Origin of the sequence: Fibrobacter sp., from assembly GCF_017545445.1 — a bacterium.
Taxonomy (GTDB): Bacteria; Fibrobacterota; Fibrobacteria; order Fibrobacterales; family Fibrobacteraceae; genus Fibrobacter.
Map to the genome: position 1 here is coordinate 20,336 of NZ_JAFWOM010000022.1, position 20,755 is coordinate 41,090.

General features: G+C 46.7%; 13 protein-coding genes. 4 read left to right on the plus strand and 9 right to left on the minus strand.

Going from position 1 to position 20,755, the window contains the following annotated elements:
- Positions 1–21: 21 nt before the first annotated feature.
- From IKG78_RS02450 to IKG78_RS02465, 4 genes are all read right to left on the minus strand, one after another.
- Positions 22–2,970: a non-ribosomal peptide synthetase gene (locus IKG78_RS02450; protein WP_290938799.1), complete on the minus strand. Its 2,949-nt coding sequence runs from the start codon at positions 2,968–2,970 to the stop codon at positions 22–24.
- A gap of 15 nt (positions 2,971–2,985) precedes the next feature.
- The gene (locus tag IKG78_RS02455) at positions 2,986–4,113 is read right to left on the minus strand and encodes an aminotransferase class I/II-fold pyridoxal phosphate-dependent enzyme (RefSeq protein WP_290938801.1); all 1,128 of its coding nucleotides are present in this window, start codon (positions 4,111–4,113) and stop codon (positions 2,986–2,988) included.
- Positions 4,106–5,026, minus strand: coding sequence for a hypothetical protein (locus IKG78_RS02460; RefSeq protein WP_290938803.1), 921 nt, complete (start codon positions 5,024–5,026; stop codon positions 4,106–4,108). Before IKG78_RS02460 ends, IKG78_RS02455 begins: the two co-directional genes overlap by 8 nt.
- A 391-nt stretch (positions 5,027–5,417) precedes the next feature.
- Complete coding sequence (locus IKG78_RS02465; protein ID WP_290938805.1) at positions 5,418–8,651, minus strand: DNA translocase FtsK; 3,234 nt, start codon at positions 8,649–8,651, stop codon at positions 5,418–5,420.
- Between the two features lie 101 nt (positions 8,652–8,752).
- Here IKG78_RS02465 and IKG78_RS02470 point away from each other — a divergent pair, with 101 nt between their 5' ends.
- Positions 8,753–11,818, plus strand: coding sequence for a CHASE2 domain-containing protein (locus IKG78_RS02470; protein ID WP_290938807.1), 3,066 nt, complete (start codon positions 8,753–8,755; stop codon positions 11,816–11,818).
- Positions 11,819–11,933: 115 nt separating this feature from the next.
- Here IKG78_RS02470 and panC read toward each other — a convergent pair whose 3' ends face one another.
- Genes panC through folK form a run of 3 tightly spaced genes read right to left on the minus strand, consistent with a single transcriptional unit; the run spans position 11,934 to position 13,947 of the window.
- Positions 11,934–12,785, minus strand: a complete 852-nt coding sequence (gene panC, locus IKG78_RS02475; protein ID WP_290938809.1) for a pantoate--beta-alanine ligase — start codon at positions 12,783–12,785, stop codon at positions 11,934–11,936.
- A 2-nt stretch (positions 12,786–12,787) separates the two neighbouring features.
- Positions 12,788–13,438 (minus strand): deoxynucleoside kinase, encoded by a 651-nt coding sequence (locus tag IKG78_RS02480; protein WP_290938812.1) that lies wholly within the window; start codon positions 13,436–13,438, stop codon positions 12,788–12,790.
- The gene (gene folK / locus IKG78_RS02485; RefSeq protein WP_290938814.1) at positions 13,438–13,947 is read right to left on the minus strand and encodes a 2-amino-4-hydroxy-6-hydroxymethyldihydropteridine diphosphokinase; all 510 of its coding nucleotides are present in this window, start codon (positions 13,945–13,947) and stop codon (positions 13,438–13,440) included. Before folK ends, IKG78_RS02480 begins: the two co-directional genes overlap by 1 nt.
- Positions 13,948–14,457: 510 nt before the next feature.
- Here folK and rho point away from each other — a divergent pair.
- From rho to IKG78_RS02500, 3 genes are all read left to right on the plus strand, one after another.
- On the plus strand, positions 14,458–16,494 hold the full coding sequence (gene rho, locus IKG78_RS20285) for a transcription termination factor Rho (RefSeq protein ID WP_366074609.1): 2,037 nt from the start codon (positions 14,458–14,460) through the stop codon (positions 16,492–16,494).
- A 297-nt stretch (positions 16,495–16,791) separates the two neighbouring features.
- On the plus strand, positions 16,792–17,598 hold the full coding sequence (gene proC, locus IKG78_RS02495; protein ID WP_290938816.1) for a pyrroline-5-carboxylate reductase: 807 nt from the start codon (positions 16,792–16,794) through the stop codon (positions 17,596–17,598).
- A 98-nt stretch (positions 17,599–17,696) separates the two neighbouring features.
- On the plus strand, positions 17,697–19,037 hold the full coding sequence (locus IKG78_RS02500; protein WP_290938818.1) for a sigma-54 dependent transcriptional regulator: 1,341 nt from the start codon (positions 17,697–17,699) through the stop codon (positions 19,035–19,037).
- Here IKG78_RS02500 and IKG78_RS02505 read toward each other — a convergent pair.
- Together IKG78_RS02505 and IKG78_RS02510 are read right to left on the minus strand one after the other, a co-directional pair.
- Complete coding sequence (locus IKG78_RS02505; protein WP_290938820.1) at positions 19,018–19,956, minus strand: TraB/GumN family protein; 939 nt, start codon at positions 19,954–19,956, stop codon at positions 19,018–19,020. The genes IKG78_RS02500 and IKG78_RS02505 overlap by 20 nt on opposite strands.
- Positions 19,957–19,989: 33 nt before the next feature.
- Positions 19,990–20,748 (minus strand): ABC transporter ATP-binding protein, encoded by a 759-nt coding sequence (locus tag IKG78_RS02510; protein ID WP_290938823.1) that lies wholly within the window; start codon positions 20,746–20,748, stop codon positions 19,990–19,992.
- Between the last annotated feature and the right edge of the window lie 7 nt (positions 20,749–20,755).

Genomic DNA, 20,755 nt, shown 5'->3' on the forward strand with positions numbered 1-20,755 from the left:
GACTCCTTACTCTCTCAAAAGTTATATTTTTTGCCATTGCTTTTTCAGTTCCCCAATCGTAAGCCCGGCGTTTTCGTCTACTTTTAAAATCATCTGGCAGCAAAAGACAAATACTTTCGAAAAAGTCGCGATACTTTCGCTCTTGTATTTTCCGCCGTCGTAGTCAAAAGAAACTTCGGTTTTTCCATCATCTACCTTAACCTCGATGTCCATGATGCTTTCTGCAGCCCTATCCGAATTTTCAATCCATTTGGCAGAAGTGACAAAGCCGTGGGTGTTCGGAACGTACATTTCACCCTGAAAAATAAAGCAGATTTTATTTTCATCTGGCAGAACCCTCTTTTGGGACATGTCATTTGCACTGGAAAGGGATTGTAAAATTTTATTTTTGCAAGTTATAAGAGCGTCAAGAACGGGGGTACTTTGAGGAAGTTCCAGCGCAATAAAACATTCCTTCAAGAAATAACCAATGGTATCTGCATATTTTGCAGAATCTCTACCATTCCAAATCCAGTCAAAAGCAACTTGTTCACAGTCATTGTAAAGGGCAAGGGAAAGAGCCGCAGCAAAGAGATAAAAATCGTTCTGGCTGACGGAATGCGAGAAACAAAAATCTCTTATTTTTTTTGTACAAGGGATTGCTATTTCTTGACAAGCGGCCTTATCTTCTTTTTCAAAATCATGCTTTGGCGCACAATAACAGATTTTGCCATTTGATAAAGTGAGTGTGGAATTTTGGTTTGCAGTCAATGAAAGCAGGGATGTATCTTTTTCGGCTGCGAAGATTTCTTTTATAAACTCATTGTAGCAGTCTTTTGTAAGAACTTCGCCTCGATAAGCCTTTTCTATATCGGAAGCGAAAATATGCAGGGAAAGTCCGTCTGCAATAGCGTGATGAACTTCTAAAAGAAGAACAAGCCGTTTTTCTGTTCTGATGATGCGGCATCTGAAAAGTGGGCTTCCATCAAGAGGGAAGATTTCTCCAAAGTTTTCGACGATAGCGTCAAGTTCTTTTTCTGACATAGCCTCTACGCTTATTGCATCGTCAATATTCTGTTTTTGATACTGCACATAGCCTTGTTCCCTGTCCTTTTCAATCACGGTGCGTAAGGCCGGGTGCGCCTCAATCACTTTTTTCAGAGCTTGATAGAGTTTTTTTTCGTCAAGATCCGAACGTAAAGTCAAATACAAGGGAACATTGTCTACGATGGTGTCTGGGAGACAAGCTTCATAATCAAGCACCTCCTTTTGAGAAAGGATAAGGGGGAGTTTTTCTTCAGGAGTCTCTTTTTCCGGTGATTCTGAGCCTGAAAGATTTGCCTTATCCACAGTCTCGGCAATGGCTCGAACAGTACGTTTTTCATAAATAAGCGGCACGGTCAACTTTAACTCCTCACAAGCAAGCATAAGCTCCATGGCACTTACGCTGTCGCCTCCCATTAAAAAGAAGTCATCGTCAATGCCGATTTTTTCAATTTCCTCAAAGTCCTCAAGGGCTTCCTTGAATGCATCGCAGAGTATTTTTTCACATTCTGTCCGAGGTGCAACATATGTATTTTGAGAAACAAAATTCGGGATGAGTAGATTTTTCCTGTCGATTTTTCCGTTTGTATTCAGGGGAATCTTTTTCATCTGCACAAAAAATGAGGGGATCATATAGGCGGGGAGCAAGGGCTTTAGCGAGGCGCGGATGGTTTCCACAGGAATAGAGTATTCTTTCTGATAATAGGCGCAGAGATAATATTTTCCCTTTTTTTCAAAGGCTTTTACAGCAACCATTTTTGTTTCCAGAACTTTTTTCAGTACTGTCTCTACTTCGGCTGGTTCCACCCGGTTTCCGTTAATCTTTACCATATCGTCTGCCCGACCCAGCACATACAGAAGTCCGTCTTCTCCGCGGCGTGCAACGTCCCTCGTGCAGAAGAACTTTTTCCCGCCAATCGAGACAAAAGCCTTCTCTGTCTCTTCCTTTTGGTTCAGGTAGCCGCGGAAATAAGGCAGATACAGACAGATTTCCCCTTCTTTTCCCGAAACTTTACCGTCATCGAGCAAAAGCATATCCGTGTATGTACAGCCTTTCCCAATGGGTGTGTTGGGATAGGATTTGTCGAGTTTAAAAAGACAGGCCGTAGACATAAGTTCCGTATTGCAATAAAGATTCAATATGTCAAAGGACTTTGAGAAAACATTGCTTACCCGCTCGGAAGAAAGGGCAATTGCTTTAAGCGAGAGATTTGGTGCTTCTGAAAATGTATTTACGAGAGATGCTGTTAAAAACATGATTTCAATTCTGTTTTTGACCAGATACTGCATGTAAAGCGCAGGATTTTTCAGCAGGGGTTCTGAAACAAGGCAGACTGTTCCTTGAAAATACAGCACACTAAATGAGATAATATTGAAGGCGGAAAAAGTTACCGGTGCCACATTTGCAAATCGTAAATCATCATCTTCTTTATGGTACGGTGAGAGTACAGGCAATGCAGTTCCTGTAGTGATAAATCTATACGCACCATATTCTTCTACAACTCCCTTCGGCGTTCCGGTGCTTCCGGATGTATAGATGACGAAGGCAAGATCGTGCTCGTCAGAATCCGCCCAAGCTTCAGTGCTGAGAGGCTCGGCTTCCATAGCTTTTTCCAATGTGTCCGCATCAAAAACAAGTTTTGCACCAGAATCTTTTAATACATGCTCAATTCTTTCCTGCCCCATGCTGTCAGAAAGCGGCACATAGGCAATTCCCGCTTTCATCACGCCTAATTCCACGGCAATATATTCCATGGATTTTTCAAGATGTATGGCAATCAAGTCTTCTTTTTGAAAACCTTTGCTTTTTAAGAAAGCTGCTACACGGCTTGAAAGTTCATCAAGTTTTTTGTATGTAGTGCTGCGATCACCGTCTTTATCTAAAACAGCTACACGTTCAGGGTAAGCAGCAACGGTTTCTTTAAATTTCTGCAAATAATCAATCATATTTATGTTCCCTGATTACTTCTCGGTATTTTTTATGTATTCAAGGACAGCCTTCAGCCCGTTTTCAATATCATTGCTATTTAAAAGCATATTTATTCGAAAACAAAAACACTTTTCTGGGTCAAAGCCCTGCAAAATGCCGGGATAGACAAAATAGCCTTTTTCCTTCATCAGGCGTTTCATCGCCTCTACAAAGGATGCATCGTCTACAGCGCAACGGATAAAAATCATGGCATAGTGGCCAAAGGTTTCCGGCGAGATTCGGGCAAAATCATAGTTTTTTACAATGTTTTTCACCTTCAGAAAGTTATCCTGCCAAAAGGCTGTGTAAACATCCCGGCAGTCGTCGAAATTCTTTGAAACAAAATGTCTTGCTCCTTCCTGGCAGGAATAGCACAAGGAGCCTCCGTAGATATCTTCAAGGTTGTTGATGTCATCATAGTATTTTGTATGACACACAACGTAAGAGAATTTTATTCCTTGGAGTCCCAAAGCCTTATGAGGGCTATAAATGTAGAGGAGATTTTCCTGAACTCCAAAAACTCTTGAAAGTTCATATCCGTTTACGCATAGGGATTCATCTAAGATGACTATTTTACCTGCATCCAGGAGTTTTTGAATTCCTTTTGTAACGCGCTCCTTAAAATAAATGCTGCAAGAGTTGACCGGAGACGTAAACCAAAATGCAATACAGTCAGACTGTAGGAGTTCTTCTACATCAAAAGTACTGTTTATGTTTTCCATGTAATCGCTAAAAAGGCGATAAGGTATGCCAATGTCATCAACGCAACTTTGTACAGAAAAATAAACCGGCTCTACAATCCCCACCTTTTGATTATGCTTTTTTAAGAATATAGCGAGCGTTACGATAGAAAGAGTGCTTTGAGATACAGGCGCAAAAAAAGAATTTTCGTAAGCTTCATCAGAAAATCCCAATTTATGGGCAAGGTCTTTTTTTATGCAGTCAGGAAAGAAATACTGATAATCAAACAAGTCAGACTTTTTACCAAGCTTTACAACTGATGCAAGCTTTTCCTTATAGTCAGAACCAGAATTCCAGTCGGAAAGATTTACCGGCGGATTTTCTTTTGGTAATGCTTCTAAAGCAGCTTCCAATTCCATTTCAATTTCATAATCAGTCATAGAGAGCCTCGTAGTTCATGTAATCGAAGGATTTTATCTGCTGGAATCCGTTTTTTTCGCTGTAAAAACAGATATCAGGATAATTGATGCCGTTGAAATAATTCATCTGTGCAAAGGAATAAGAACCCATGTCACCAAAGACGATTTTGTCACCCGGCTTTAAGGGGGCAGAAAAAGAGTACTCGCCAAATACATCGCCAGAAAGACAGCTGTTTCCTGCAAGCAGATAGGAATAGCCCTTTTCCCCAGCCTGTGGATAAATTACGGGCAGCTGATAGTAATTTTTAAGGACATCCAAGGCATGGCACGAAATAGAACTGTCCAAAATGGCGATGTCCTTTCCATTATGCACCACGTCCAAAACAGTGGTCAGAAGAAAGCCCGCATCCATCACCAAATACTCGCAGGGTTCAATGTAGGTTTTTAAGTGATACTTTGAATGCAGAATGTCCAGATTTTCGGCGAAGTCAGCAAAATCAAAATCGTCTTCGAGAAGAGCCTGTCCTCCTCCAAGATTTATCCAGGATACAGAAGGAAGGTAGTCAGAAAATTTATCCAGAACGGCAGAAATCAAATTGTTAAAATCTTTTGAGGAAGATCCGCACAAGGCGTGAATGTGAAAGCCAGAAATTTTGTCAAAAAAGCGACCATCTACAGCCGAAAGCATTTCTTTTGTAAGGCCAAAACGGGAATACGGGGCGCATGGATTGTAAACCGATTCTTCTACGATAGAAACCTCGGGATTCAAGCGGAGGGCAAACTCGTTTTTACCAGTAGCGACGTGACTAAAGAGCTCTAGCTGATGAGGTGAGTTTAAGACAATGTGAGAGCAATGGGCTGCAATTTCTTCCGCATCTTCTTTTTTGTATGCCGGAGTATGGACGTGAACTTTTTTTCCGAGCTTTGACCCCAACTTTGCCTCAAAAAGCCCAGACGCGGAAACTCCGTCAACATAGGGTTTGATAAAGGGGAACGATTTTGCAAAGGGAAAACCTTTCATGGCTAGCAAAAGAGAAAGGCCTGTTTGGTCTGCTTTTGCCCGTATGTTCCGAAAATTTTCGGCAAGTACATCAGTGTTAACGATGTAGCAAGGGGTTGAAAGCTCCTCAATAAAACTGTTCTGATAAAAACACATACACTTCAGCACACACCTTTACAATATTACTACGAAAATATAAACAATATTATTACAAAGATGTGGTAAAAAGCTGCCGAAATAAAATAAAAACGAATAAACCCTATACCCACAGTTTTACTGATAGCATATTGAGGTCAAAAACCTTTTAGTATAGTATCAAATAAACTTACCCAAATCGCCCAGAACGTTCGAGTTGCATGAGTTCGTCCATCCCGACAAGCATGGCACGCGGCTTGGAGTTGCCCTTGCTCGGGCCACACACACCAAGGCCATACAGTTGGTCCACAATTTTTCCGGCACGGCTGTAGCCTACGCTAAAGTGACGCTGCACTGCCGAAGTCGAAAGACCGTTCACGCTAATCGCCCATTGCGCGACTTCAAAAAGCAACTTGTCGAGTTTTTCGTTTTTGAGAGATCCACCGCCTTCTTCATCGCCTTCTTCGCCGCCCGAAACGTCGAACGATTCCACCTGTGGGTAGAACACGTTCTGGTCGGAGCAAGCATCAGCCAAGCGTTCGGCTTCTTCGTCGCTCAAGAACGCACCGTGCACACGCACCGGATCCGGGTCGTTTACAGCCTTGTACAGCATGTCGCCACGCCCGAGAAGTTTTTCAGCACCAGCATGGTCCATCACCGTGCGAGCGTCAATCTGCGATGCCACCTTGAAGCTGATACGCGTCGGCAAGTTCGCCTTGATGATACCCGTAATGACCTTCACGGACGGACGCTGCGTGGCGAGCACCAAATGGATGCCCACAGCACGAGCCTTTGCCGCCAAACGAGCTACGGACTTTTCAATTTCCTTGCCGGCAACCATCATGAGGTCCGCCATTTCGTCGATAATCACGACGATAAACGCCATGCGGTGGCCGCGATCTTCTTCCGGAACGTCTTCGGGGAGTTCACCCGCTTCGAACTTCGCGTTAAAGCCTCCGATGTTACGCACCTTCGCAGTCGCAAGCACTTCAGTCCTGCGATCCATCTCATAGCAAAGCCACTGCAACGCCTGAATCGCAATTTCAGGCTTCGTGATGACAGGAGCCAACAAGTGCGGGATGTTCTCGTACATCTTGAGTTCCACCGCCTTCGGATCGACAAGAATCATGCGGAGTTCGTCCGGAGTCTTGCTCAAGAGCATGCTCGCCATGAGGGCGTTAATGCAAACAGACTTACCAGACCCCGTCTGACCAGCAATGAGCAAATGCGGAGCTTTCGCCAAATCCATCGTAAAAGATTCGCCCGTAATATCCTTGCCGAGCGCCACGAGAATCTTGTCAGGAGCAGGCTTGAACTTTTCACTCATGAACACATCGCGGCAATACACCGTCTGGAACTTGCGATTCGGAATTTCAACGCCCACCGCCGCCTTGCCTGGAATCGGCGCCAAAATACGAATCGAAGTCACCTTCAGCGGGAGCGCCAAATCTTCCTGCAAAGCCGAGAAACGGCTCACCTTCACACCCGGTCCCGGTTCCACTTCAAAACGGGTAATCATCGGACCCGTTTCGCAACCGATCACGCGGCCCTTGACTTTGAAGTTTTCGAGTTTTTCTTCAAGCATCTTGCCGATGGCGTTCAATTCCTCTTCGGTATAGTCCGCCGTCTGCGTCTCGTGCGTATCAAGAATTTTTGCAATTTCAGGAATTTTGTACTTGTCGAAAGAAGCTGCCGGAGCCGAAGGAATCGGAGCAGAATGGGACGCAGCCGCCGGTTTTGCGATAGGCTTTGCAGATGCACGACCGCCAGCCCCACGAGAACTCGGAACAGGTTCATCAAATTCAGGCTCCTCGCCAACTTCATCCGCAGTCACGACCACAGGCGCAAACGTTTCGTCATCTTCGACAGCAGGACTCCCCGGAAAATCTTCCACGTAAGCACCGTCACCGCCCAAAAGTTCTTCGGCATGTATTGCCGCACGTTCTTCGACGGAATCCAAAAGCGTTGCATCGCGAACCACGCGAGTCGCATCCGCATCAAGCGGCCCGCGCAAAGAGGCCTCATCAGCACGCATTGTCGCATCAAACGAATTTGCAGCGCCCCGCATCGGAACAGTATCTTGAAGTTCGCCATTGGCAATATTCGCTTCATTTGCCGGAGCATTCTTCGCCGCAGCAGCCACTTTTTTCGCCGACTTCGGCATCCTTTTTTCAACAACAGTCCTCTCCGACGTGCGACGTGCGGCCACCCCCGCATCACCAGCAACATCCACTGTTTCAGACCCCGCAGTACGGCGCACATCGCCTTTCACCTGCATACGGCCCTTATGCCCTTTTTCCCAATCAATCAAGTCGCGTGCACGACGGAGCGCACTGATACGTTCCTTGATTTCAAGAATTTGCAATGCATTCATGTGGCGTTCGTTCAAACGAAGTTCTTCTTCCAAACCCAAAATTTCCGGATCTTCGTAAACACCATTGCCCAAAGTCGCATCGCCCATCGTCCGCTGCATATCACGCGGATCCGCAACAGGAGCATTCGCCAACTGCGGAACGTGAGCAGCATTCGCAGGCATCCCCTGCACATTCCCTAGTCCGTTCGCGCCAGCAACTTGCGTCTGCATCTCCGACGAATTCAAATCGTCCGTCAACCAGTTATGGCGGCCATTGAACGGTTCCACTTTCCCGCGTCTGCGAGTTTTCACATCATCAGGGACGAATATCATCGTCTCGTCTTCCATCACGACTCCACGGCGAAGTTGCTTTTTCTCCGCAGATTTCTTTTCAGGCTTCACTTCCGGGAAATCAACAGTTTCCACTTCAATCGGAGCCATCGAACGGCGCTGGCCAAAAACACTAGTCAAATAACGCATCGTCTGCGCCACGAACCTGAAATGCCTCGGACGCACGCCAAAAGAAAGCACGAGAATCAAACCGAGAGCCCCCACCAGCAAAATCAATGGAGCCACGCACGAAACTTTCCCAAACACGGGAATCGCCAAATTCTGCAAAAAGAACTCGCCCAATACGCCACCGCTCATCGAAAGAGCGTCGTTCGAAACGCTTTTCACGCCAAAATTCTTGAGCGACAAAAGGAACGATAAATTAACAGCCAACAAGCTCAGCCCCACAGCAAAGCGCAAGAGCTTAGTTCGTAATGAAGCCACGGCAATAAAAAGTCCCCAAAGGACAAGCGAAGCCGTAAATACGACCACCGACACTCGCCCAAACAAGAACGTCATGAAACTCGGGAATGCACCTCCCAAAGCCGGTCCAAGCCAATTTTCCTTCTCGCCCGCAATCGAAATTGTCACGCAACCAAGCAAAAGGACAATTCCGGCAAGCAACACCAAATACCCCACCAGCATCGTTATAAAATACGAATCCGGTTGCTGGATTTCCTGTTTCGGTTCAACTTTGGGCTTTTTCGATTTCTTTACAGTTTTTTTCTTTTGAACAGCCAAAAACACGCTCCTCTAATTTCTTTCTTAAATATAGTTTTTCAAGGCCTTAATTTTAACACAAAAAATGACACTGTTTCCTCAATTATTATTTTTTTCCAATCATGGCTCAAAAAAAATCAAAAAATCTTAAAAAATTAATCATCGCGTTATCTCTTTCGGCGATTGCGGTTACGTTCATTCTTAATTTCGGCAACTTCCAAAAAGAATGGAACATGGAACAACAAAATTTGACCGCCGCTGAATCTATGGAAAATCTTTTCTATGACCAGTTCTTTAAAAGAATTACCGAAGTCGTAGATACAACCGGCGTTAAAGACGGTGTCGTCATGGAAATGGAGCAATACAACGATCCGAACATTCTCATTGGCGATATCGACGAAAAATCGCTAGAAAAACTGGGAAACTATTACGAATGGGACAGATCCATCCACGCAAAAGTCATCGAAAACCTGAGTGAAGGCGGAGCAGCCGCTATATCGTTCGATATTCTCTTCAAGAACGCGGACTTTGGAAAACGCAAGGCAGACCAATGCAATACTATTCTTTCCGAACTTCACCCGGATACAAGCCGTACAGACTCCATCGTCACCGATAATTTTTCACAAATTCGCTCTTTCTACAATTACGATTCCATGCTTGTCGAGGCAACAAAAAAATCCAACATTAGCATCGTCAGCTACCTTATGAGCGACTCCACGAACTACAAGCATAAAAGTGACTGGTATCCGCTAAGTACCTGGGACCGAGCCAAAGAACTCGGCTTTGCATCAACGTTCCAGCTCAACCAGGCAGACAAACCTCAAGACATCGAATATCGACAATTGCTCGACAACGTCTTCCCGGAACTCGCCCATGCAGGAGCACGACTCGGTGCCGTAAATGCCTATCCAGACAAGGATGGTGTCATTCGCCGTATCATCATGTTGTACAAATTTCCGTTTGTCAAGGACTTACTTGCGCCTCAACGTATTTATTCGACTCTTTCGCTCATGACCATTTTACACCTATTCCATAAGGATCCTAAAGATGTAAAGATCAAAATGGGTGAATATATAGATGTCGGGAAACCGTTCGGCATCTACCGCGATTCCGCTGGCGATTACCACACTACATATCCGAATTTCACCTACCCCATGTTTGTCGCTTTACGCGACAAAATGAAAAACATAAAAGCAAGCGGCAAAAAAGCAAGCCAAGTCGAAACGACTTCTAAAATATCCGCAAGGAGAAACAACGACGGAGACATCGTCTTTGATTACCTTCTTGACGAAGACCAGCACTTGAACGCCGAACTTTCAAGCTTACTGCGAAAAACTTCGGACAGCATTTTCTATAAACTCGAAGACGAAGAAAAAATCAAATTGGGAGATAGTTACACCCTCAGCAAAAGCGAGGATGACGAAGGCGTATATATCATCACCGATGAAGATGACGAAGAAATTTCCATCACGCCAAACATACTTAGCACCATACACTTTTTCGAAAACACCTATCAAGACATCAAGAAGGGCGAACACAAGTACATTTCCCGCTACCTAGATATCAGCTACAACCTTGAAAAAGACAAATGGAGTGCCTCCATCAAGTTCTTTACAGATCAAATCTTAAAAGATATTCTAAAGGCAACGGACACGCAAATCAGCAAGTTAGAGCCTGGTCAAGAGATGCGTTTCGGTCCTTATAAAAAAATTCCCATTGACAATAAAGGGCGTTTTCTTATTAATTACAAAGGAAGATTTAATTTCGTTACACCCGAAACGAAGGCGTTCAAGCATGTTTCTTATTATGACATATACAAAGATTCCACCAACCTCGACCAATACGCCGGCAAGACAATTATTCTTGGTTCCTCCGTGTCTGCACTTTTCGATATTGTGAACGGCCCACACGAAGAAAACATCCCGGCCATTCTCGTCCACGCAAGCATTATCAAGAACATTCTCGAAGACGACTACATGAAAGTTCTTGAAGAAAAATACCAACAAATCATTGTCATTTTACTCGCTCTGCTCTTTACGTTCATTGGACTTTACTCCAAAAGTTTATGGTCGTTTTTATTCATGCTACTCGCTGCTATAGGCTATATCATTGTAGCCTACACATATTTCGAGCACAACCTTTACATAGGCGTATTCAAGCAGTTGCTCGCCATCATTCTCACAAACATTTTAGCGATGGTGGTGCAAGCCTACTTCGAAAACAAAGAAAAGAAATTCATTACAAGTTCATTCAAGCAGTATATTTCTCCGGAACTGATTGACGAATTGGTGGCCGACGGCATCACTCCGCAACTCGGTGGCGAAGAATCCGTGATTACCGCTTACTTTACCGACATTCAAGGATTTTCGACTTTCTCTGAAAAAATCGGAAGTGCAAGCAAGCTCGTCGAACTTTTGAATGAATACCTAAGCGCCATGACCGATGTTTTGACGACCAAGAACAAAGGAACGCTCGACAAGTACGAAGGTGACGCTATCATCGCATTCTTCGGAGCCCCGATGAAATTCGACGACCACGCAAGACGCGCATGCAACTCCGCCCTTGACATGCAAAGCGAACTTTTGAGACTCCGTAAGAAATGGCTCAGCGAAGGCGACAAATGGCCCAAGGTCGTCCATGATATGCACATGAGAATCGGCATCAACACCGGCCACATCGTTACCGGAAACATGGGTTCGACCATGCGTAAAAACTACACCATGATGGGTGACGAAGTGAACCTTGCCGCACGTCTTGAAAGTGCGGCCAAGCAATACGGTGCATACATTCACGTTTGCAAGAATACGATTGACCAACTTGTTGCTCAAGGCATCAGCGACCAATACATTTACCGTTCACTCGACATCATCCGCGTTGTCGGTAAAGAAGAACCAGTGGAAACGTTTGAATTCCTCGCTTATGCAACCGATGAAAATGCTGATACATTGAACAAACTCACAGCACTTTGGACACAAGCACGCACCGCTTATCTCAATATGGAATGGGACAAGGCAATCGACTTCTTCGAAAAATGCAAGGAATTCGAGCCGCACCTGCCCGAACGCGACCCCGGAAGCAAGACCTGCCCAAGCATGGTTTATATCAAACGCTGCCTCGCCTACAAACAAAATCCGCCTGTTGCTGCAGGCGAAAAGTGGGACGGCATCTTTACCGCGACGGAGAAGTAGGCTATAGGTGACAGGTTATAGGTGTTAGGAGAAATTTCATGTGCTTTGCACATCCCTTTTAAAGTAGTGTCGTCGCTATCCCCCTAACCCCTACGACCTAAGACCTAACTCCTAATTAGTTCAGCTCGATATTGTCAATCAAACGCGTCTTGCCAAAGAATGCGGCAACGAGTATTACGAACTTGTCTTCAGGGCCAAGAGCGCCGGTGCACTTTTGCAAGGTCTTCTGACTTGCAACTTCGACATACTGTACCACACCACGAGCAGCCACAATCGACTTCACAACGATATCGCGGATTTTCATAACGCAGCGTTCACCCGCTTCAAAAGCAGCTTTCGCAGCCTTCAAACCTTCATAAATGCCAAGAGCCTGAGCGCGTTCTTCATCCGTCAAATATTCGTTACGGCTTGAGCGGGCAAGACCGCTTTCTTCACGAACAATCTTCACGCGATGAATCTTGATATTGAAATTCAAATCCTTCACCATCTTTTCGATGAGAAACACCTGCTGGTAATCCTTTTCACCAAAGAAAGCATCGTTCGCACCAGAAATCAAGAACAACTTAGAAACAACCGTCAAAACGCCACGGAAATGTCCTGGACGGTAAGCACCGCAGTACATGGATTCGAGCTGTTCATCACGAACAAGCGTCATCGGATCGCCATCGGGGTACATTTCTTCAACAGACGGAGCGAAAACGAAATCTGCGCCAATCGATTCCGCAAGCTTAGCATCCGCTTCCAGACGCTTCGGATACTTGTCCAAATCCTCGTTCTTGCCGAACTGGATCGGGTTCAAAAACACACTAACAACCGTCACATCGCACTCGCTCACGGAAGCCTTGATAAGAGCGCCATGACCTTCATGGAGAGCACCCATCGTTGGAACGAGACCGATTCTTTTCCCTTCTTTCGCGAGAGGAGCAAGCGTTTGACGTAGGGAATCGATAGACTTAATTATCTGCATGGTTAATTACCTTCTGGAACAAAGTATGTTGTTTGGCTTGGGCAAGATGCGATCGCATCGAGCACCAACTGCAAATGGTTTTCATTATGGACAAAATCAATATTATCCGTATTGATGATGAGCACCGGGGCATCGGTATAATGCCAAAAGTGGTGGTCGTAACGTTCCTGCAAATCGCTCAAGTAGTTACCGTCAATCGTCTTTTCCATCGCACGACCGCGGCCCTTGATCCGCTTTAAAAGCGTGGGGACACTCGCCTGCAAATAAACAATGTAGTCCGGCCTGCGTATATCGTGGTTCAACGCATTCGAAACCTGATCGTACATCGAGAGTTCGTTTTCAGTGAGGTTCAGCGACGCAAAAATGCGGTCTTTGTCAAAAGTGTAATCGCTCACCAATAAATCGTGAAACAAGTCACTCTGCAAAGCCGAATTCTGAAGTTGCTTAAAGCGGTCAAGCAAAAAGAACAACTGCGTCTGGAACGCATACGCCGAGCGGTTTTCATAGAACTTCGGGAGGAACGGATTTTCGGCAAAGTTTTCTTCGATGAACATCGCATTCCATCGTTCACAGATTGCATGGGCAAGCGAAGTTTTTCCAACACCGATGGTTCCTTCGATAGCCATAAAATGAATATTCTTGTCTGCAAGCATCAGGGATCCTCCCCTTTTACAACGCGGAATGGAATTTTATCTTCTTTAAAGAGCAATTCAGAAAGCAACTCGGACACCGGCTTATTCGTCTTCGGATCCACCCAGTCCGGGGCAATGTCATTTAGCGGAACAAGCACGAACTGGCGGTTGTAAATCTGCGGATGTGGAATGTTCGGACGGCCTGCACAAATTTCTTGTCCAAAGAACAATAAATCCAAATCCACTTCCCTTGAATTCCAATGTCCGCGATCTTTACGTCCAAGGATGAGTTCAGCCCCCTTCAAATAGTAAAGCAATTTTACGGGGTCGCCATCGTACCAAAAACTCACAACCTGATTAAAATAAGGTCCCTGCCCCGCCGGTCCAACTGGAGGCGTTTCATAAACAGGACTTTCCATCCATCCCCCCGCACTGATACGACGCAGCATTTCCCTGCCAGCCATCAAATGAGCGGATCGGTTTGGAAGATTACTTCCGAGCGCTATATATACTCTATTTAAATAATCCACATCTCAAATATAGCAAAATAGTGATTAGTAGGAAGTAGGAAGTAGGCGGTAGGAAGTAGGAAGAATGCGTCATCCTGACGACCTGTCATTTCTCTTCGAGGCTTGACTGCATCGGCTCGGCAATAAGAATGAGTGTACTCATTCTTGCTGCACTCGCCTCGCCTGTCATTCTGGAGGCACGGAGTGCCGATAGAAACCATAATGTCTTGTATAAGCAGTTGGCGATAGGATCCATACAGGATTCCAAGCAGTCATCTTGTGATATTTTTAATTTTTTTCAAAAAATTTTGTTTTTTTCCACATTTCTTAAAAATTTTATGTATCTTTTATTGCGTTCCGCAATTTCGGGACATAATAATTTAATTACTCAATAAAATTTATGGGGCTCATAGCCCGCATTATCCTTACACTACATCGTTCATTTCATTTTTTAATATTCATCTATAGGACGCAATCGTGCCCAGAACACCTAAAAATCAAAATTCAAAACAAAGTAGTCAAGAAAAATCTTTGACCGATATCGTTTACCCTGAAAGCACCGGCATCCCGGTTCCCGAATACTTGGGCACGCCCGACAAGCTTCCCGAAAACACAGAAGAAACAGTACAGCCCAAGCGCCGTGGCCGCAAGCCAGGACCCAAAAACAAAGTCCACAAAGACATCGTAGAAAACGCAACACAAGATTTAGAATTAGATTTTCAGGAAAAAAGAGAACCCGTCGATGGAATCGCCGCCGCTGAAAAACGCTTTGCAGAACAGCTCGGAGTCGCAAACATTGATGCCATTCCAGAAACGATTTTTACAAGTGAACCGACTTACACCATCAAACCTGATTTAGAAGCGTCCTTCACAAGCGAAAACAGCGGAGAAGCTATTCTACAAGCTGGCGAAGCGGTTTCTCAAGCAGCAGAATCCACAGCATCATACAACATCCAAGAAGGTCCAGTCGATCTAAATGCCGAACAAAACGCCCAGCAGCAAGGCGAAAACGCACAAATTCAAGGCGATGCGCTGGCACAAAACGGTGAAGGTCAAGACGACCGCAAATTCAACAACCAAAACGGCAAGTTCAACAAGTTCAACAAGAACAACAAATTCAATAAGAACAACCGCAATCGCAACTTCCAACAGCAAGAAGAATTTGTCGATGATTCCGCAACGCTCCCGGCACCAGGCTCCGAAGTTATTCTAAAAGCAAAGGAAAACTGGCTCAGGTTCCGCAAGCTCTCCATGAGCGAACTTCAGGAGCTCGCCGTGCAAAAAGAAGTGGACTTCCGCAGAATGCGCAAGCAGTCCCTCAACTACATTTTGCAGAGCCTCGAGAACGAAGGCAACATTATTTATACGGAAGGCGTTCTCGAAGTCACTCCGCAGGGCCACGGCTTCCTCCGCATGCCGGATCAGAACTACCAGACCAGCACCGACGACGTCTATGTGAGCCAGAACCTTATCCGTAAATTCAACCTCAAGATTGGCGATACAATCGAAGGCCTCGTCCGCACGCCTCGCGAACAAGATAAGTACTTCTCCATGCGCCGCATTGACCGCGTGAACTTCGAAGAACCGGACAAGATGCGCCGCCGTGTGGCTTTCGAATACTTGACCCCGATCCACCCGGAAGAAAAAATTCACCTCGAATGGAACGAGACGGAATACAGCACGCGTATCATGGACTTGTTCTCCCCGATTGGTAAGGGCCAGCGCAGTATCATCCTCGCTCCTCCGCGTACCGGTAAGACGGTTCTCTTGCAGAACGTGACACGCGCCATCGCAAAGAACCACCCAGAAATCATCCTCATCACGCTCCTCATCGACGAACGCCCGGAAGAAGTCACCGAAATGCGCGACATCATCACGGAAATCAAAGAAAGAGCCGCAGATAAAGGAATTGAAATCAAGGCTGAAGTCGTCGCCTCGACATTCGACGAACCGCCCGAGCACCACACCCGTGTAGCAAACATGGTTCTGGAAAAGGCAAAGCGCCTCGTGGAAAGCCAGAAGGATGTCGTGATTTTGCTGGACTCCATCACGCGTTTTGCACGAGCAAACAACGTCGTGATTCCGCACTCCGGCAAAATTCTGTCTGGCGGTGTAGATGCGAACGCCATGCAGTTCCCGAAGAAGTTCTTCGGTGCCGCCCGTAAGATTCAGGACAAAATCCGCACCGTCAAGAACGAAGACGGCTCCATCACAGAAGAAATCCAGAAGAACGGCTCTCTCACCATCATCGGCACGGCATTGATCGAAACCGGCAGCCGCATGGACGAAGTGATTTTCGAAGAATTCAAGGGCACCGGCAACATGGAACTCGTGCTCGACCGCCGCATCGCTGAAAAGCGCATCTGGCCCGCCATTGACGTGTTCAAGTCCGGCACCCGCAAGGAAGAACGTTTGCTAACGCTCCTCGAACAGAATGCCGCCTGGAACTTCAGACGCGGTAGCCAGAACGAGACGGAAACAGGCATCATGGAGAACCTGCTCAAGCTTATGAGTAAACTCAAGACCAACGCAGAACTCCTCGCCGTTCTCTCCAAACCGAAAGTCTAAAAAAGAATTTAGCGGAACGCCCACAAGACGTTCCGCTTTTTTTTAATGTTCCCCCAGCCCGTCATCCTCGACCTCGTCATCCTCGACCAAAGGGAGGGGATCCATACAGTTCTTATAGACTCCTATATTCGAAAGCATTCCCCTTTTCAACAAAAAAAATTTTTACGTTTACCATCGTAACGTCATTGCTACGCAATCGCAACTTTTGCCATCGCGAAAAGCGACCACAACATTTGTCATTGCGAGAACCCTGTAAGGGGCCAAAGCAATCTATAAAGCTTTAAAAAAGGAAACTATATGAACACTACGATTTTCTTTGCCGGTACGGGCAACATGGGCGGAGCTATTCTCCGCGGTCTTTTGAACGCAGGCACAGACGCCAAGAACATTTTCTTCTTTGACCCGAGCGACAAGGCCGCCGAAGCCGTGAGCGCACTCGGTTGCGTCCGCGTCAATAGCTTTGCCGAAGGCATCGAAAAAGCGAACGTAACATTCCTTTGCGTCAAGCCGCAGATTTTCAAGCTCGTTTCCGCCGAATGGAAGGCAGCCGCATCTGCACTCAAGAGCGAAAAGACGTTCATCAGCATCATGGCTGGTGTCGCCCGCAAGAGCCTCATCGAAGTGCTCGGCGAAAAGAACCAGGTGCTCCGCGTCATGCCGAACTTGCCGCTCACCGTTGGCAAGGGTTCTGTGGGCCTCGCCACTGACGGAGTCTCCGACGAAACGCTCAAGCTCGCCGAAGAAATCTTTGGCAACATTGGCGTGACCTGCCGCGTTGCAGAATCCCTCATCGACGCCGTGACCGGACTTTCCGGCAGCGCCCCTGCATACGTTTTTGAATTCATCGAGGGCCTTACCCGCGGTGGCGTGAAGGCAGGCCTCACCCGCGATGTCGCCCTCAAGCTCGCCCTCGGCACCATCGAAGGCAGCGTGGAACTCGTGAAGCAGTCCGGCAAGAGCCCAAGCGACCTCTGCGCCATGGTCTGCTCTCCGGCAGGCACGACCATCGCAGGCATCGATGCCCTCGAAGAAGGCGCATTTCGCAGCACACTTATCAAGGCTGTCGTCGCCGGCACGAACCGCAGCAAGGAACTAGGAAAATAACTTAGTAGTCAGTAGACAGTAGGAAGTAGACAGTCGTCATCAGGCGGCAACGCCGCGATTCTAAACTTCCTACTTCAAACTTCCTACTTCTAACTAAAATGCCTTCCATCGATTTTTTCACAAAAGATACCGCAACGTCCTCGTTCATTCTGGACGTTCTTTCTTCTGTGAACAACACAGTCGATGTACATAGCCCCGCAAACGATGAGGCCTCCGAAATCGCAGAAGCGCTACACGCTCCGCTCGCCCCCATCGTCATCTGGGATTTAGACTCATTTGCCGCCCAAAACGCACAATTGCTTTCGAACCTCCGCGAATACAATCCGGACTCCATGATTCTCGCCTATGCAGAATCCCCCGAAATGCACTCCAGCGTTTCAAGCAAACTCTACGACACCGTCCTTTCGATTGAATCCCTCCGTCTCCACTTGATGAGCAAGATTGCGAGACTTAAGGAAATCTACAATGCAAAACGCATTTTCCGCGAAAGAATGTCACATCTCGTCGGCAAAAGCGATGCGATGAAACGTCTGCGTAAAAACGTAGAACGAGCCATTCTGCACACGGGGCCCGTACTCATCCTCGGCGAATCCGGAGTGGGTAAAGACCTCATCGCCCGTGCAATCGCTTGCGTCTATGACAAATTCGTCACGGTCAATTGTAGCGCAATCCCCGAAGCCCTCTTCGAAAGTGAACTGTTCGGGCACACACGCGGAGCATTCACCGGAGCCCAAAACGAACGCATCGGACTTTTCGAAGACGCTAACGGCGGAGCCATCTTCCTCGACGAAATTGGCGACATGCCGCTCCACGCTCAAGTCAAACTTCTACGCGTCATCCAAAATCACGAGATCCGCCCCATCGGCGCCAACAAGACGCGCCATATCGACGTGCGAATCATCGCCGCCACCAACCGTGACCTCAAGGAAGAAATTCACGAAAAACGTTTCCGCGAAGATTTGTATTACCGTCTAAACGTCATCCCCATGCAGCTTTCGCCGCTCCGCGACCGCAAAGAAGACATCGAAGATTTAGCAAATTATTTTATACGTCAATACGCACCATCCGGCGAGCCCTACACCCTCTCCTCCGAAGCATTGAAAAAGCTCGAAGACCACAACTGGCCGGGAAATATCCGCGAACTCGAAAACGTTATCCAGCGCGCCCTCTGCTTTACGGATCCAGGAATTCTGCGTGCAGACGACCTGCAAATTGACGAAGATTCTCGCATCATACCGCCTATCGCTTACCCCGCGGCCCGCAACTACGACGAATTCCGCGAAAAGCAACTTGACGAAGAACGCGAATTTTTAAAAGCGACCATCCGCGAATGCGATGGCTCAGTCGGAGCCGCTGCCGAACGACTCCAAATGAACCGCACAGCCCTTTACAACCGCCTCACCCGCCTTGGCTTGAGCGTCAAAAACGTTCGACCTTAAGACCGCGCTGTTTGAGAGCATCAATAACGTTGTCCTTTTCCAAAGCCAAGTGCGCAACGCCCACCACGACAAAAACATTCCGGTCTTCGCGTAAAAATGATGCTATCGATTCGGCCATTTTCGAATTTCGATTCACAAAAACACGTTGTTCATGCTCTTCCTTAAATTTGCTATCCTGCGAAAGCGAATCTTCCTCATCATCTTCTTTCATCAAACGACGCAACAACGCATCATTGCCCGTTTTCCAGGCCCGCAAGAGATTTACCACCATGGAATCCAATTCCGAAATTTCACGCAACGTTGTCTTCAAATAATAGATTCCCGCCGAATCCGATTCCGTCGTATCCGCAAGAGCATTGATCTGTTCTTCCACCGTTTCTAAGCCAACAATTGCCTTGCCATCCATCGCCGCCCTATCCATGAGCACATAATCCACCCCATAATCCGCACTCAATCCCGTCTGCATGAATGCATACGAACTAAGCGTTGTCGCAGCAAGCCACGGACGCATTTTTTCAAACATCGTCGCAGAAATATTCCACGATGTACAAAGGCTATCTATAAAATACCACATATCCTCCGGCAACAAATCCCGAAGCGTACCTTCGGCAAGTTCACCACGCCGTGCCGACTGTTCCCCAACTTCTTTCACGACATCATCATCATTCATGTTGAGTTCAACCGCAAGTTCATCTGCATGCGTAAACGCAGAATCAATCACAGGAGCAAGCGGGTAAAGCGTCGAATCCGCAAGATGGAGACTCCCCAGCACCCACACCGAAGAATTTTCATCAGAAACTTTCCACAAGAAATGTTTAGTTTCGAGAACCACATCCGCCTTTTTCGACGTTCCCGAACACGCCACCAAACAAAATGCAAGGTAAGCGATTAAAAAATAAAAAAGAGTACCTTTATTCATACAACGATTCCTTTTACACCATTGTCACCCCGGTCACCGTACCGGGGCCGGTTGTTCCTCCGTCCAATCCAAAAGTCCATTTTTACGAGCTTCGGCAGCCGCAGCCACTTTCACTGTACCGTCATTCACCACCATAATCTTATCGCAATAGCGCTCCGCATATTCCACGGAATGCGTCGAAACAATAATGCCCATGTTACGTTCCACTGCAATTTTTTTGAGCAATCGGAATAGCGCATGGCTACGCGGAATATCCAAGAACGCATTCGGTTCATCGAGCAGCAAGATTTTCACCTGCTGCGCCACAGCCTCTGCCAAGAACACGCGACTGCGTTCGCCATCACTCAGTTCTGCAATCGGGCGACTTGCAAAATTTGCAACATCCAAAAGCTCCATCGATTCATCAACAATGCGTTTGTCTTCATCCGTGCGGCTGTCAAAAATTCCAGAATACGGCGAACGGCCCAAACGTACAAATTCACTCACACTCATACGCGGCGGCACAGCACTCGACATCCGCACAAGCGATATTTCCTGAGCCCGCTCACGGGGAGCCCACTCCGTAAGAGATTTCCCTTCAAGCGAAACCTCACCCACCACCGGCGCAAGCAAGCCCGCAAAAGTTTTCAACAAAGAACTTTTGCCACATCCATTTTCGCCCATTAACGCGATAACAGTCCCCGGCGAAAGCGAAAAATCAAACGCAATTTTCATAGACGGAAGCGCTTCGCCATAACCCACCAGCAAATTTTTGCACTCCAGCAACGCAGTCTGCAAATTTTCTTCACTCATATCCACC